13 protein-coding genes are annotated in these 15,081 nt (G+C 66.6%); 5 read left to right on the top strand and 8 right to left on the bottom strand.

Features of this window, described 5'->3' with window-relative positions; translation table 11 throughout:
• Positions 1-124 precede the first annotated feature (124 nt).
• Entirely contained in the window at positions 125-1,456 is a 1,332-nt protein-coding gene (locus ACQY8M_RS14855; protein WP_428675365.1) for an NAD(P)/FAD-dependent oxidoreductase, read from the top strand.
• On the top strand, positions 1,453-2,304 hold the full coding sequence (locus ACQY8M_RS14850; RefSeq protein WP_428675364.1) for a DUF1365 domain-containing protein: 852 nt from the start codon (positions 1,453-1,455) through the stop codon (positions 2,302-2,304). The genes ACQY8M_RS14855 and ACQY8M_RS14850 overlap by 4 nt, the downstream gene beginning before the upstream one ends.
• Here ACQY8M_RS14850 and ACQY8M_RS14845 read toward each other — a convergent pair.
• Positions 2,277-2,795: an AAA family ATPase gene (locus tag ACQY8M_RS14845; RefSeq protein ID WP_428673435.1), complete on the bottom strand. Its 519-nt coding sequence runs from the start codon at positions 2,793-2,795 to the stop codon at positions 2,277-2,279. The two genes, ACQY8M_RS14850 and ACQY8M_RS14845, sit on opposite strands and share 28 nt — an antisense overlap.
• 108 nt (positions 2,796-2,903) lie before the next feature.
• On the opposite strand from ACQY8M_RS14845, the gene ACQY8M_RS14840 reads away from it, so the two are divergent.
• Positions 2,904-4,454 (top strand): acyl-CoA carboxylase subunit beta, encoded by a 1,551-nt coding sequence (locus ACQY8M_RS14840; RefSeq protein WP_428673432.1) that lies wholly within the window; start codon positions 2,904-2,906, stop codon positions 4,452-4,454.
• A 39-nt stretch (positions 4,455-4,493) separates the two neighbouring features.
• On the opposite strand, the gene ACQY8M_RS14835 is transcribed toward ACQY8M_RS14840, so the two are convergent.
• The gene (locus tag ACQY8M_RS14835; RefSeq protein WP_428673429.1) at positions 4,494-5,840 is read right to left on the bottom strand and encodes a hypothetical protein; all 1,347 of its coding nucleotides are present in this window, start codon (positions 5,838-5,840) and stop codon (positions 4,494-4,496) included.
• Between the two features lie 6 nt (positions 5,841-5,846).
• The gene (locus ACQY8M_RS14830; protein ID WP_428673426.1) at positions 5,847-7,199 is read right to left on the bottom strand and encodes a hypothetical protein; all 1,353 of its coding nucleotides are present in this window, start codon (positions 7,197-7,199) and stop codon (positions 5,847-5,849) included.
• 90 nt (positions 7,200-7,289) lie between these two features.
• On the opposite strand from ACQY8M_RS14830, the gene ACQY8M_RS14825 reads away from it, so the two are divergent.
• Positions 7,290-8,105, top strand: a complete 816-nt coding sequence (locus ACQY8M_RS14825; RefSeq protein ID WP_428673423.1) for a class I SAM-dependent methyltransferase — start codon at positions 7,290-7,292, stop codon at positions 8,103-8,105.
• Between the two features lie 154 nt (positions 8,106-8,259).
• Here the strand turns inward: ACQY8M_RS14825 and denD are convergent, their stop codons facing one another.
• The gene (denD, locus tag ACQY8M_RS14820) at positions 8,260-9,261 is read right to left on the bottom strand and encodes a D-erythronate dehydrogenase (RefSeq protein WP_428673420.1); all 1,002 of its coding nucleotides are present in this window, start codon (positions 9,259-9,261) and stop codon (positions 8,260-8,262) included.
• Between the two features lie 79 nt (positions 9,262-9,340).
• Between denD and ACQY8M_RS14815 the strand changes: the two genes are divergently transcribed.
• Positions 9,341-10,012 (top strand): endonuclease/exonuclease/phosphatase family protein, encoded by a 672-nt coding sequence (locus tag ACQY8M_RS14815; protein WP_428673417.1) that lies wholly within the window; start codon positions 9,341-9,343, stop codon positions 10,010-10,012.
• 90 nt (positions 10,013-10,102) lie between these two features.
• Here the strand turns inward: ACQY8M_RS14815 and ACQY8M_RS14810 are convergent, their stop codons facing one another.
• The 4 genes from ACQY8M_RS14810 to ACQY8M_RS14795 form a co-directional block, all read right to left on the bottom strand.
• Positions 10,103-11,521, bottom strand: a complete 1,419-nt coding sequence (locus tag ACQY8M_RS14810; protein ID WP_428673414.1) for a phospholipase D-like domain-containing protein — start codon at positions 11,519-11,521, stop codon at positions 10,103-10,105.
• A gap of 6 nt (positions 11,522-11,527) precedes the next feature.
• Positions 11,528-12,853: an aspartate aminotransferase family protein gene (locus ACQY8M_RS14805; protein ID WP_428673411.1), complete on the bottom strand. Its 1,326-nt coding sequence runs from the start codon at positions 12,851-12,853 to the stop codon at positions 11,528-11,530.
• A gap of 235 nt (positions 12,854-13,088) precedes the next feature.
• Complete coding sequence (locus ACQY8M_RS14800; protein ID WP_428673408.1) at positions 13,089-14,081, bottom strand: MDR family oxidoreductase; 993 nt, start codon at positions 14,079-14,081, stop codon at positions 13,089-13,091.
• 40 nt (positions 14,082-14,121) lie between these two features.
• Positions 14,122-15,063, bottom strand: a complete 942-nt coding sequence (locus ACQY8M_RS14795) for a lytic transglycosylase domain-containing protein (protein WP_428673405.1) — start codon at positions 15,061-15,063, stop codon at positions 14,122-14,124.
• Between the last annotated feature and the right edge of the window lie 18 nt (positions 15,064-15,081).

Below are 15,081 nucleotides of genomic sequence, written 5' to 3'. Positions count from 1 at the left end.
TCGGATCACGCCTCGGCTGATCTAGAGCGCGCCGGCTCCCGTAAGTATTGGCAGCTTGGCGTCTGGAGGAAATCCTGTGACGGGAACGATTGCTGCCCGCGATAGAACGAATATTAATAGCCCCATGGTGGCACCCGCGGGAAGCCTCGAGATCGCCGTTGTCGGGAGCGGCATTTCGGGCCTCTCCGCCGCCTGGCTGCTTTCCAAACGGCATCGGGTTGTCCTTTATGAGGCTGATGACCGCCTGGGAGGGCACAGCCACACAGTCGACGCCGCCGGGCTTGCTGTCGATACTGGCTTCATCGTCTTCAACGACGCCACCTATCCAAACCTGACTGCACTCCTCGCGTGCATCGGCGTCGCCACGAAGCGCTCCGATATGTCATTTGCCGTCTCGCTCGACGATGGCAGGCTTGAGTATTCCGGGACCAACCTTCTGGGCCTGTTTGCGCAGGGTCGGAACGCGGTCAGCCCGCGATTCTGGCGAATGCTGCGCGACCTGGTTCGCTTCTATCGCGAGGCGCCGCGCAATGTGGCGGCGTTGGGCATCATAACATTGGACGAATACCTTGATGCCGCCGGCTACGGTGAAGGGTTCCGCAACGACCATCTCTATCCGATGGCAGCGGCCATCTGGTCCACGCCTGCCGCGAAGATCGGAGCCTATCCAGCGGCTTCGTTCATCAAATTCTGCGAAACCCACGGTCTCCTGAAGCTCTCTGGGCGCCCCGCCTGGCAAACCGTGGCCGGCGGCAGCAGGTCCTACGTGCGCCTGCTCGCCGACGCCATACCCGAAGTGGTTTCCGGTTATCCGGTCAAGACGGTCGTTCGCACCAGGAACGGAACCGAAATCGTCGGCCATGACGGTCATCGCCGCCGTTTCGATCAGGTGGTGATCGCCACCCACGCGCGACAGGCCCTGGAAATGCTCGCTGATCCGAGCAGCGAGGAACGGCGACTTCTCGGCGCGTTCGACTATATCGACAACGATGCAGTCCTTCACTCGGATCCCCGCTTGATGCCGCGCCGCCGCCGGGTCTGGTCAAGCTGGAACTACATGACCAGGGACGACGTCGACGGTCGCAAGCTCGCCGTGACCTATTGGATGAACCGCCTTCAAGGCATCGAAAGCGACAGGCCGCTGTTCGTGACGCTCAATCCTCACCGGGAGATCGCGCCTGGCGCAATTCTCAGGCATATGCGCTACAGCCATCCCCGTTTCGATGCCCGGACGACGCAAGCGCAGAAAGAGCTTTGGGCGCTGCAGGGCAGGCAGAACACATGGTTTTGCGGCGCCTATTTCGGCGCCGGCTTTCACGAAGACGGTCTGCAGGCCGGCCTCGCGGTCGCCGAAGCCATCGGCGGGGTGCGGCGGCCCTGGACGGTCGCCGACGAGTCCGGCCGCATCAGTGTTCATGAGACCGCGCCGGCCAGAGCCGAGGCCGAGGCGGCCTGATGTCGGGCTTCCGCTCAGCGCTCTACACCGGCTCGGTGATGCATCACCGGTTGCGGCCCAGAGAGCACCGCCTGCGCTACAGCATCTTCTACCTGCTGCTCGACCTCGACGAAGTCGATGTGCTGGCAGAAAGGTTACGTCTTTTTTCGCACAATCGCCTCAACCTCTTCAGCTTTTACGATCGAGATCACGGCGAGGGAACGAGCACGTCGCCGCGCGAGAGAATCGAGCGGCATTTGCACGAAGCCAGGATCGATTCCGGCGGCCCGATCCGGCTGCTCACAATGCCGCGCATCCTGGGATACGCCTTCAACCCGCTCAGCATCTATTTCTGTCATCGGCGGGACAACTCGCTTTCGGCGATTCTCTATGAGGTCAACAACACGTTCGGCCAGCGTCACAGCTACCTCATTCCCGTCGCCTCCGACGCGAAAGGCGCCATCCGTCAGGAAAGCCGAAAGTCCTTCTACGTCTCCCCCTTCATGAGCACGAACATGGTCTATTCCTTCTCCGTCGTGCCTCCGGGCCAGGATTTGGCGGTTTCGGTCATCGGCCGCGATACGGCGGGGCCGCTGATCATCGCCAAGCTCGCCGCAACCCGCCAGGACCTGTCCGACGCTGCGCTGATGCGCGCCTTTTGCGCCTATCCGTTGCTGACGCTGAAAGTGATCGCCGGCATTTACTGGGAAGCGCTGCTGATCCGGCTCAAGGGTGTCCGCATGCACTATCGGCCGTCTCCGCCCGATCGGCCCGTCACACTCGGCCGCGATATCGCCTGCCGTCCGCTCGCCACCCCGAGCAGCCCGAACGACGACATGGCTTACGAGCGCGACGCCGTCGGGCCATAGGTCTCGATATCGAAGCCCTCGTCCGCCGAGGGCGGCACGAAGTAGCTCGTGAACAGATCGAACTCCGCGTCGGTCGCATTGAAGGCGTGCGTGCCGGCAGCATTACGCGCTCGCAGCCGCGCTTTGCAGATTTCGTCGGGAACGTCGAGGAAGTGAAGCCGGTGACCGACGCCCGCGCGCTCGAACAGGCTGCGCATCCAGTCCCGGCTGGTTGGCGTATTGGCGGGAAAGTCCAGCACAACCGACAGGCCGGCCTGCAGCAACTGCACGATATGATCGCCCATTACCGCGCGCAGTCGACGGGAATTGCGCACATAGTCCTCGATTGTCTTCTGTTCACCCTCATAGAGGCAGGACAGCCAGGCATCCTCGCTGATCCGGATCGTCGCCGGCAGCGCCGCGAGCCCGGCGGCGAGCGTCGACTTCCCGGCGGCGATCTTGCCGCAAATCATGTGGAGCGTCGCACTCGCCCCGCCTGCCGTTTCGTCCATCGGTCAACTCTCCCCACCCGACCGCTTTCAGTGTAGCCGGTCCGGGCCTTGGTTGGTACGAACCGAAGGGCTGGAAACGTTGGAACAACTGACCGGGGATGCACCGAGATGAGCTGGCAACCGGAGATGGACGAGCTGCGGCGGCGCCAGGCGATGACGCGGCAGATGGGCGGCGCCGACAAGGTCAAGCGCCAGCATGACGGCGGCCGCCTCACCGTGCGTGAGCGCATCGACCGGCTGGTCGACAAGGAGTCGTTCCGCGAGATCGGCAGCGTCGCCGGCAAGGCCGAGTATGACGGCAACAACGACCTGGTTCATCTGATGCCGGCCAACGCGGTAATGGGCCGGGCCAAGATCGACGGCCGCAACGTCGCCGTCACCGGCGACGACTTCACGGTGCGCGGCGGCTCGGCCGACGCCACCATCAAGGAGAAGGACCTCTTCATCGAGCGCTACGCCAACCAGTATCGCGTGCCGCTGATCCGCATGATCGAGGGCTCGGGCGGCGGCGGTTCGGTCAAGACGATCGAGACCACCGGCCGCGCCAACGTGCCGGGCGTGCGAGGCTGGGAGATGGTGGTGCAGAACATGGCGACCGTTCCGACGGTCGGGCTGGGCCTTGGCTCGGTCGCCGGCCTCGGTGCGGCGCGGCTTGCCGCCACGCACTACTCGGTGATGGTGAAGGAGGTCTCGGCGATGTTCGTGGCCGGCCCGCCGGTCGTCAATCGGCTGAGCGCCAAGCAATACGACAAGCAGGAGCTGGGCGGCTGGGAGATCCAGCTGCGCGCCGGCGCGATCGACGAGGCGACCGACAGCGAGGACGAGGCGTTCGCCGCGGCCCGACGCTTCCTCTCCTATCTGCCCTCCTCGGTCTACGATGTGCCGGCGCGCGGGCCGATCACCGACTCGGTCGACCGCCGGGAGGAGTCGCTGTTCGACGCCATCCCGCGCGACATCCGCAAGGTCTATCGCATCCGCCCGATCATCGAGAAGATCGTCGACCAGGGCAGCTTCTTCGAGATGGGCCGGCTGTACGGCCGATCGGTGGTCACCGGCTTCGCCCGGGTCGACGGCTGGCCGATCGCGGTGATGGCGAGCGACCCGATGTTCTATGGCGGCGGCTGGACGGCCGATGCCTGCCAGAAGGTGGTGCGCTTCGTCGACATGGCCGAAACCTTCCATATGCCGGTGGTCTATTTCTGCGACTGCCCCGGCTTCCTGATCGGCCTCGAGGCCGAGAAGAGCGGCGTTATCCGCCAGGGCGTGCGCGCCATGTCGGCGATGTTCCAGACCACCGTGCCGTGGTGCAGCTTCATCATCCGCAACGCCTTCGGCGTCGCGGGCGCCGCGCACCAGAATGGCGGGCGGCTGAACTGGCGCTACGCCTGGCCGTCGGGCCGCTGGGGCTCACTGCCGCTCGAGGGCGGCATCGAGGCGGCCTATCGCGCCGACATCGCCGGGGCCGACGATCCCAAGGCCAAGATGGCCGAAATCGAAGACCGGCTGAACAAGCTGCGCTCGCCGTTCCGAAGCGCCGAAACCTTCTGGATCGAGGAGATCATCGACCCGCGCGACACCCGCAGGATCCTATGCGAGTTCGTCGAGCTGGCCGCCCCGGTGCGCGGGTCGGGCCCGAGCCGGTTCGGGATGAGGCCTTAGCGCGCGAGAGCACGCACGGTGCGGAAAGAGCGGCGCCGCTTAACGCCAGCGGAAGCCCACGAGCGCCGGCACTGTGCCGCATGACGGGTCGAACGGTGGATTGGACTTGTAGTCGTTGCGGGTGACGACGATCGCCTGTCCGGGCGCGCTGCGCACGAGCACGCTGAGCGCAGGATAGGTCCAGTCCTGCGCGAACAGGCGTTGGGGCCATTGCCGCATCGGCAGCTCGTCGGCATAGACCAGTCCCGTCCGCGTAGTCACGATGCCGCGAAACCATGCGAGGTAGTCGCTCCAGTAGCGCGACAGAGCAACATCGGGCACGGCGCCGGCGAGCACCAGCACGAACATCGCGGTTGCCAGGCGCCGCGCGACCATCGGCCGATGCAGCATCGCCAGCAATCGCCAGCGCGCCTCCGGCCAGGCGACGTGCAGCCACATCGCCGAGAGCAGGACGGCCAGCAGCCCGCCGGCCGCCGACCGGGCAAGATAATGCGCCGGCGGAAATATCATGGACTCTGGATTGACGAGCTGGCGGAACCACGGTGTGGACACCAGCACCGCGCCGGTGACCAGCGCGGCCACGACCGGACCACGCCCCGCCAGCCACGACGGCGAGACGAGCGCGACAACGGCGATGAGCGCGAATCCGGCCAGCACGACGAGAAATTGCAGGTTCTGCCAGAATTGCCAGACCCTCCCGCGCACCTCGACAAAGTGCTCGTGGTTCCAGTATTCGACGACGGTGCTGCCCGAGACCACGGTCGCACCGAGGAAGGCGAGCGCGGCCGCGACCGCGAGCAGGCGCCCGAACGGCTCGCGGCTGCGGCGCGCGGACCAGGCGATCACGGCGGCGCTGAGCGGCCCGAGGTAGATCATCGCCTCGTAGGAGGCGATGCAGGTCAGGCCGAGCGCCAGCAGCATCGCGCCATCGCGCCAGCTTGTTCTGTCCCCGGTGAGGGCGATGGCGAAGACCGCGGTCACCGCGGCATAGGCGATATTGTATTCGCCGACGATGAAGAATCCGGTCGGCATGTACACTGTCCCGATCACGGCGATCACCGCGGCGAGCAGGGCGCCCTTCTGGCGCACCCTCGCCAGCGAGAGATGGTAGAGCGCGGCCGGTACCGCGAGCAGCGTCGCGGAGAAGACCATCGCCAGCAGATGCGTATCGCGGACCCCGGCGCGGACCAGGAGCAGCACCGGCCATTGCGTCAGCCAGGCGATGTGAGCGCGAGCAGGATAGAAGTCGTGGAAACCCTGCGTCTCCAGCATGTTCGCCAGAAACGAGGCGCCGTCCCAGAACAGGCCGCGGCAGGTGAACGCGTTCCACGCCGCCAGCCCCCATAGCAGCAGCACGGTGCCTCGATAGGCGATGGTCGGCGACATGCCGCGCTAGTCGCGCCAACGGAAGCGGCCCATGTTCGGCAGCTCCTCCGGCGGGAAAGGTACCCATTGGTTCATGTAGGCGCGAGATGGCGCCAGTACGCCGTCGCTCGGCTTGACGCGCAGCACCACGCTCTGGGTGGTGAGCACCCAATCCTCGACGAACAGCGAATAGGGGGGACGCGCGAGCGGCGTATCCTCGACCGGGATGATGCCGCTGCGCGACTGGACGGTGGTGCGGATGGCATCGAGGTAGCCGACCCAGGTCTGGGTGAGGTGCAGGTCGGCGGGAAGCCCCGCCAACAGCATGACGAAGGAAAAGGACAGGAACCGCCGGGCGGCGTCGGGCCGCCGCAGCACCTCGAAAACCGGCAGGCGCAGGGCCGGCGTGGCGCGATAGGCCACGCACACCACGACCATCGTTGCAATGATGAGCCCGCTCACGGTGCGTGCAACGTACTGCGACTTGGCGAGCGGACGAACCAGCCCGTCGGTCAAGGCGAGCAGCGGCGAAAGCGCCAGCAGCGCCAGGAACACCCCGGCGTAGGCATAGGGACGATTGCGCGCCAGATCGGCCGGCTTGACCAGGGCCCAGGCCACGACCACCACCGTCGCGCCGAGGGCGAGGTCGAACTGGAGATTCTGCCAGAAATTGATCGCCCACAGCCAGACTTCCTCGAGATGCGACGGCTGATGGGGATGGGTCACCGAGTAGATCGCGACCGTCATGCCGCGGATCGCGAACGCCGCAGCCAGGAGATAGAGGACCGTTGCAATGACCGGTCGCGACGGGGCTCGCCATACCCTCCACAGCATGATGAGGCAAAGCAGCGGGCCGAGATAGATCATGGTCTCGTAGATGCGGATCGACAGCAGCGCGAGCAGTGCGAGCGCCAGCCCGTCCGGGATCGTCAGGCGTTCGGCGGTGGCAAGCCGGACCCCCATCAGTGTCACGAGGGCGTAGAGCGTATTGTACTCGCCGACGATGAAGAAGGACGTGGTCATGAACACCAGCCCGATCGCGGCAATGACGATCGCCAGCAGGATCGGGTCGTCCTTCGCGCGGTGCAGGGCGAGCGTGTAGAAGAGGGTCGGCAGGCCGAACAGGCCGAGCGACAGCAGGCGTGCGAGCAGTTGCAGGTCCGTGCTGCCCAGCGTCACCGCGATCATGATCGGGATCTGGCCTGCGACCATGGCGTAGCGGCGCGGATCGTAGAAGTCGAAAAAGTCTTCCTGGCGCACGACATGCACCAGGAAATTCGCACCATCGACGAACAGGCCACGGGAAGTCCAGCTATGCCAGAGTGCCAGCGCCCAGATCAGTGCGACGGTCGCCCGATATGCCGTGGTCCTGGAAATCATGCCGCAGCCTCGGCATCTACAGGACCGGTCCGGGGCAAGCAAGCCGAGAGACCTTGCAGCGTCAATACGGCACTGTTAGCAAGGCAGACGATGACGCTCACTTGGCAAAAGGTCGACGCGATACCCGGATGGTTCGGCGCGCATTCGTATGCCCTGTGGCGCAGCCTCCTCGATTTCCAGGCGGAAAACGTGCGGGGCAACCTGTTCGAGATCGGTGTCTGGCGCGGCCGTTCGGCCTCGGTACTGGCCTCTTATTGCCGCGACGACGAGACTCTCTACCTCTGCGATATCCAGGTCGATGCGCCGGCCCTCGGTACGGCGTTCGAGAGCGTTGGGGCAAAGGGCCGGAACATCGTGACCATCGCGGCGCCGTCCAGCGAGCTGCCGGGCCGCCTCGATCTGCGGGCCATGCACCAGACGGTGCGCTGGATGCATATCGACGGCGAGCATACCGGCTCGGCGGTCTATAGCGAGCTCGAGCTCGCCAACCAGATCGTCCGCTCCGATGGCCTGGTCGTGGTCGACGACTTCTTCTCGCCGCGCTACCCGGCCAATACCACCGAGGCGGTGCGTTACCTGGAGAAGAACCCGTTCCACTTCCGGCTCCTGGCGGTAGCCTTCAATCGCGGCTACTTCTGCCGGCCCGAGAGCCTGCCACGCTACATGGACTATATCGCTGGCGGCCTGTCGCGCGCATTGCACGCCTACGACTGTCCCAGCACGATCTTCAAGACCACCGGCCCGTGGGACACCGACGCCGTCGGCATCACCTCGTTCATGCCGGAGGCAGGCTCGATCGCCGGGCCCGACAACCAGCCGCACCGCTGGCACATGATGGGCGCCCGCAACGTCTGGTCGCCATGGCGCCACATCCAGAACGGGTTCAGGATGTTCTTCGGGCGATAGGGCTCTTGTCATAGGAGCGCGCCGCTCCAATGGCGCTCTTTGATCCGCTGGGAGCGCGGCTCTCCAGAGCCGCTCTTCTTCGCGTTGCTACATCCCATGAGCGGCTCTGGAGAGCCGCGCTCCCAGCTAACCGAGCGGACGCTCCTATGATTCTCTAGGCCGGCTTTGCAATTTTCATCTGCTCGTCGAGGTCGTCGGCGATGAAGTGGCGCACGACCTCGTCGAGATCCTTGTCGATCTCGAAGCCGAGCCGCCGCGAGCGCGCCGAGTCGATGCCCTGGGGCCAGCCGTCGCAGATCTTCTGGATCGCGGGATCGTGCTGCCACACGACCTTGCCCACCTTGCGGTTTCCGGCATGGCGACCGACCGCCTGCTCGAGGTCACTGGCCGTCACGTTGATGCCGTTCAGCAGCAGGGTGCGGCCAGGTCCGAAGGCGTCGGGCGGCAGGTCGTGCAAGCGGACGAAGGCCTCTACCGTCTTGCGCGGGCTCAGCACCACCATGATCGTCTCCGGTGTCACCGGGCAGACGACATCGACGCCGGTCAGCGGCTCGCGCACCACCGAGCTCGCCCAGGTCGAGGCCGCCTTGTTGGGCAGGCCGGTGCGCACGCAGATCGTCGGCAGCCTGACGGCCGTTCCGCGCAGGAAGCCCTTGCGGGTGTAGTCCCGGATCAGGAATTCGCCGATCGACTTCTGGGCACCGTAGGAGGTCTGCGGGGTGAGCGGCGTATCGTCGGTGACGGCCGGCGGCAGGTCGCCGCCGTAGGCCGCGAGCGAAGAGGTGAAGACGACACGCGGGTTGGTGCCGAGCGCGCGGCAGGCTTCGAGCACATTCCGCGTACCGTCGAGATTGACCCGGTAGCCCAGGTCGAAGTCGGCCTCGGCGCCGGCGCTGACCACTGCGGCAAAATGGAACACGGTCGAGGCGCCCTGCACGATCGACTGCACCGTGGCGAAATTGGCGATGTCGCCGGCGATTGCCTTGACCCGCGGATCGTCGAGACCGGGGCCGCTCGCCACGCCGACATCGAACAGCAGCAGCTCGTTGACCTTTTGCTGCTTGCCGTCGGCATTCGCCAGGGTGCCCTGCTGCAGGATGCGCCGAGCCAGCTTCTTGCCGAGGAAACCGCCGCCGCCGGTGATCAACACCTTCATGTTCGTTCCGTCCCGAATTTTATGTGGCCCGGAGTGTGCACAGAACGTTGCCTGCAGTCTATGTTGGGCCGGGATGCGGGTGATCAGCTGGAACTTGTTGCGGCTCGAAGGGGCCGCTATAGGGGATGTCGCCGAGCTGCTCGAGCGCGAGCGGCCGGACGTGCTGCTCATGCAGGAAGTGACGCAGCACATGGACATGCTGCCCGCCAGGATGCCCGGCCACTATCATCGCCTGCCCTGGCCCGGCCGCATCCATGGCCTCGCTGTCTGGAGTCGGCACAATTTCGCGACGCCCCAGGTGCTGCCCCTGCCGGCGTCCGCCCTGCCCGGCCGCGTGCCGCGCCGGCGCAGCCAGATCGTGCAGATCGGCGAGATCACCTTCGCCAACGTCCATCTCTCGCACGGCCAGCTCCTGAACCGCCGCCAGCTCCTGCGCATCGCAGCGGCATTGCACGGCAAGCCCTCGGCGATCATCGGCGACTACAATGCGGTGGGACCGAGCCTCATCCCCGGTTTCGCCGATGTCGGCCCGCGCGAAGTGACGCATTTCGGCGGCAACGTCGTGCCCTTTCGCCTGGACCGTTGCCTGGCGCACGGCCTCGCCTGCACCTTCGCAGGCACGCTCGACTTCGGACCGTCCGACCACAGGCCCATCGTGCTCGACCTGCAGGTCGCCGAAGCGCGGGTGAGGCGCCACCCACTGCAGCGCGCCCGCCGCCGCCTGGTGAAGATCCGCGCGGCGTTCCGCTGACTGTTCGCTGGGAGCGCGGCTCTCCAGAGCCGCTCATATGCGTTGGGTGCAACATTCCATGAGCGGCTCAGGAGAGCCGCGCTCCCAGCCTCAGAGATACGGCTGCAGCAGGCGGGCGGCGTTGTCGCGCAGCCTCTGGATCAGGGAAGCGCTTTCGACTTCGGCCAGGGTGAGCAGCCGGCCGTTCGAGGCCACCTCGGCCAAGGTCCGGGCGAAGGCCTCGTCCTGGATCTCGACATTGAGCTCGAAGTTGAGCCGGAAGCTCCGGATATCCCAGTTGGCGCTGCCGATCAGCGACCAGGCTTCGTCGATCATCATCAGCTTGGAATGGTCGAACGGCGCCGGCAGCAGCCAGACACGACAGCCGGCTTCGAGCAGGATGCGCAGCGGAACACCGCGCGCCCAGTCGAGGAGCGTATGGTTGGAATTCTCCGGCACCACGACGTCGACGGTGACGCCGCGCATGGCCGCGAGGCCGAGCGCCGTGGTCAGCATGTCAGGCGGCAGGAAATACGGCGTCACGACGCGGATCGAGCGGCGCGCGCAGCTGATGGCGTGCAGCATCACGAACTCAATCTGCTCGAGGTCCTCGTCGGGGCCGGACGTGACCACGCGCGCGACCGCTGTGCCGACCGGGTGGAGGTCGGGGAACCACGCGTCGTCCAGCAGCCTCTCGCCGGTCTCGTACAGCCAGTCGTCGGCGAAGGCCTCGGTGAGCTGCTCGACGATCGGGCCATCGAGACGGAAATGCGTGTCGCGCACCGGATGCGCCGGATTGGTCGCCAGCAGGTTCTCGTGGCCGATATTGATGCCGCCTGTGAAAGCGGTGCGGCCGTCGACCACCATCAGCTTGCGATGGTTGCGGAGGTTGAGGAACGGTGTCTTCCAGGGCACGTAGGAGTGCAGGAAACGGTCGACCGGCACACCGGCCTCATGCAGGCGGATGTAGGTGCCCGACCGGAAATAGCCGCCGCCGATGCCGTCGATCAGCACCCGCACCTGCACGCCGCGGCGATGGGCGCGGATCAGCGCCTCGATGAAGGGCAACCCCGCCTCGTCGTCGCGGAAGATGTAGCTGCACAGCCCGACGCTTTTTTCCGCCGCGTCGATCGCCGCCAGCATGGCGGGATAGGCGTTGTCGCCGTTGCGGATCAGCTCGATCCTGTTGCCCGGCTCGGCCGACAGGCCGGTGAGCCGGCCGATGGCATATTCCAGCGGCGTCAGCGGCCCGGCCTCGGGCGCGTCGGGCGCCACCTCGTCGACCAGGAACATGTGGGTGCGCTCTCGCCGCAGGCGCAAGGCCCGCCGCTTCACCCGGTTCACGCCGAACGCGTAATAGAGCACGCCACCGACGAACGGCGACAGCCAGGCGATCCCCATCCAGGAGATCGAGGTGCCGACGTTGCGCTTGTTCAGAAGGACATGCACGGTGACGCCGGCCGCGATGACGATATGCGCCAGCGCGGCCAGCTCACCGAGGAACCAGGCGAAGTCTCGAGTGACTGTCACATGCCGCTAGGCGACGGCCTTGATCGTCTGTGCCGTGATGTCGATGATCTCGTCGATCTGGGCCTTCTCGATCACCAGCGGCGGGGACATCGCGATCGCGTCACCCGACTGGCGCACCATCAGACCGAGCTCGAAGGCCTTGGTGAAGGCCTTGAAGCCGCGCGTGCCGGCGACGGCTTCCGGCGCGAGGTCGATGCCGGCCGCGAGGCCGAGGTTACGGATGTCGGTGACGTTGGGCAGGCCCTTCAGCGAGTGCACGCCCTCTTCCCAATAGGTCGACAGCTCTGCCGAGCGCTGGAACAGCGCCTCGTCCTTGTAGATGTCGAGTACGGCCGAGGCCGCGGCGACCGCCAGCGGGTGCGCCGAGTAGGTGTAGCCGTGGAACAGGTCGATCGCGCCCTCCGGCCCCTGCATTAGCCCGTCGAAGACGTGCTTGCGCACGAACACGCCGCCCATCGGCACAGTCGCGTTGGAGATGCCCTTGGCGACGGTCATCAGGTCGGGGATCACGCCGAACTTCTCGGCTGCGAAGCTGGTGCCGAGGCGGCCGAAGCCGGTGATGACCTCGTCGAAGATCAGCAGGATGCCGTGCTTGTCGCAGATCTGGCGCAGCCGCTCGAGATAGCCCTTCGGCGGCGGCAGGTAGCCGGTCGAGCCGGCGCAGGGCTCGACGATGACGGCGGCGATGTTCGAGGCATCATGCAGGCCGACGATGCCCTCAAGCGCGTCGGCAAGATGCGCGCCGTGCTCGGGCTGGCCCTTGGAGAAGGCGTTCTGCGGCAGGTGGGTGTGCGGCAGGTGATCGACACCCGGCAGCATCGCGCCGAACCACTTGCGGTTGTTGACCATGCCGCCGACCGAGATGCCGCCGAAGCCGACCCCATGATAGCCGCGCTCGCGGCCGACGAAGCGGGTGCGCGTGCCCTGGCCGTTGGCGCGGTGATAGGCGAGCGCGATCTTGAGCGCCGAATCGACCGCCTCCGAGCCCGAGTTGCAGTAGAAGGCGTGGTTCAGGTCGCCCGGCAGGAGCGCGGCGTGGCGCGCCGCCAGCTCGAACGCCTTGGGATGACCCATCTGGAAGGACGGCGCGTAGTCCATCTCCTCGAGCTGCTGGGCGATCGCCGCCTTGATCTCCTCGCGGCCATGGCCCGCATTCACGCACCACAGGCCGGCCGTTCCGTCGATGATCTTGCGGCCTTCCGGCGTCCAGTAGTGCACGCCCTTGGCCTTCGCCAGCATGCGCGGGTTGGCCTTGAACTGCCGGTTCGCGGTGAACGGCATGAAGAAGGCGTCGAGGTTATTGGCAACGGGCGCGGATTTCGGCGGGGTCATGAGAGGCAGGTTCCCTGGACGGCGATGAAGTGTGATCACAACCCTATCATTTGTTCACGCCACCAGCCACGCACCTCCGTATCGTTCCCTTGAGGATTTTTTGGGCCGCTGGGAGCGCGGCTCTCCAGAGCCGCTCTTCTTCGCGTCGTCACATCTCATGAGCGGCTCTGGAGAACCGCGCTCCCAGCAAGCCGCCGATGAGTGACGCGCCACGGCGGACTCCCCTCGGGAAGGATCACCGGCTCACGTCGACGACCACGCGGCCGCGAATCTCGCCCTTGAGGATCTTCGGCGCCAACCCCGGCAGGTCGCCCAACCCCGCCTCGCTGACCGTCGAATCGAGCTTGTCGAGTGGCAGATCGGTGCCGAGCCGCTTCCAGGCCTCCTCGCGGGGTGCCTTGGGCAGCATCACCGAATCGATGCCGTAGACCGACACGCTGCGCAGGATGAAGGGCAGGATCGAGCCGGGGAACGCCGGCCCGCCGGCCAGGCCGCACACGGCGGCCGCGCCGCCGTATTTCACCTGGGCGAGGGCGCGGGCGAACATGACACCCGACACGGTATCGACCACGCCGGCATAGCGCTCCGACAGGAGCGGGCGATCTGGGGCCTCGGTGAGCTCCTTGCGGTCGAGGATCGTCGCGGCGCCGAGCCCCTTGAGATACTCGCTTTCCTGCGGCCGGCCGGTGGCGGCAACCACCTGGTAGCCGAGCCGGGCCAGGATCGCGACGGCGACCGAGCCGACACCGCCCGCCGCGCCGGTCACCAGCACCTCGCCCGATTCCGGCCGCACGCCATGCTTCTGCAGCGCCATCACGCAGAGCATCGAGGTGTAGCCCGCGGTGCCGATCGCCATGGCGCGTTTGGTCGAGATCGCGGCCGGCAGCTTGACCAGCCAGTCGCCCTTCACCCGCGCCTTTGTGGCATAGCCACCCCAGTGCAGCTCGCCGACGCGCCAGCCGTTCAGCACGACCTTGTCGCCCGGCTTGAAACTGGGATTGTCCGACGCCTCGACCGTGCCGGCAAAGTCGATGCCGCCGACATGCGGCCAGGCCTTGACCAGCCCGCCGCCGCTCGTCAGCACCAGCCCGTCCTTGTAATTCAGCGTCGAGTATTCGATCGCGACGATGACGTCGCCCGCCGGCAGCTTGCTGTCGTCGAGCGTCTCGACGGTGCCGCTCACCTTGCGGTCGGCTCCTTGGGTCAGCACCAGCGCGCGAAATGACATGATCTCTCCTGTTACCTCTTGGAATCAAGGGCGCTCGATCTTAGCCGCGCGGATTGCGGAAGACGATGCAGGCACCGCCCGCGGCCCGCAGCCTCGCACACAGGGCGTTCGCGTCCGCGCGGCTCTGTTCCGAAACCCGGACGAGGAAGGCGGCCCCCGTGCCCCGGCGTGCGTTGAGCACCAGGGGCAGGCGGTCGCCGAGAACGGCACCGAACTTGCGGCGCAGCCGCTCGTAGCTGGCGAGGACAGCGCCTTCCGACCAATGGCCGGCAAGCTGGACGCCCCACGGCCCCCACGCTGGATTGGACATGAGCGGGAGGCGACGACGCGGATTCTCGCGCATCTGCTTGGCGAGCTCGGCGCAGCGCGCGCCGGTCGGTGCGGTCGAGGATTCCATCTGCGGCAGCGGCTTCAAGGTCCAGGCTTCCGCCGCATAGCCGGTGACGATGCGGACGTAGGCCTGGGTCTCGAACGGCAGGTATTGACGGCCGGCGAGCCAGGCGTCGACCTGGCCGGGGCCGGCATTGTAGGCGGCCGCGGCAAGACCAAGGTTGCCACGGAACGTCATGCGCAGCTCGCGCAGGTAGCTCGCCGATTCGCGCAGCGCCTGCAGCGGCTCGAACGCATTGATGAGCCCGCGCATCGCGGCGGTCTGCGGCATGAACTGCGCGATGCCCTGCGCACCCGCCGGGCTGACCGCCATCGGGTCGAAGCGGCTTTCCTGCCAGATCAGGCGGGTGAAGAATTCCTCGGGGAGGCCGTTGTCGGCCGCCGCCTGCGCCAGCGTGCGGCAGATTTCGCCGACGGCGGGAGGCGAACCCGTCGCCGCCGCCTCGGTCGTCGCGGTTTTCGCAGCCTCGTCGTTCGCGGCGCTGGTCGGTTCGACTTGCGGTTCGGCCCGCACCGGCGCCCATTGCGACAGGGCGGCGGCGAGCACCATGCCGGCTGCCGTGAGGCGCAGCGCCAACGCCCACCGGAGCATCGCGTGCTTCATCGGATG

The organism is Reyranella sp. (genome assembly GCF_965279465.1).
Classification (GTDB): Bacteria; Pseudomonadota; Alphaproteobacteria; order Reyranellales; family Reyranellaceae; genus Reyranella.
Note: the sequence above shows the minus strand (reverse complement) of the source record. Positions and strands in the feature narration are given on the sequence as shown.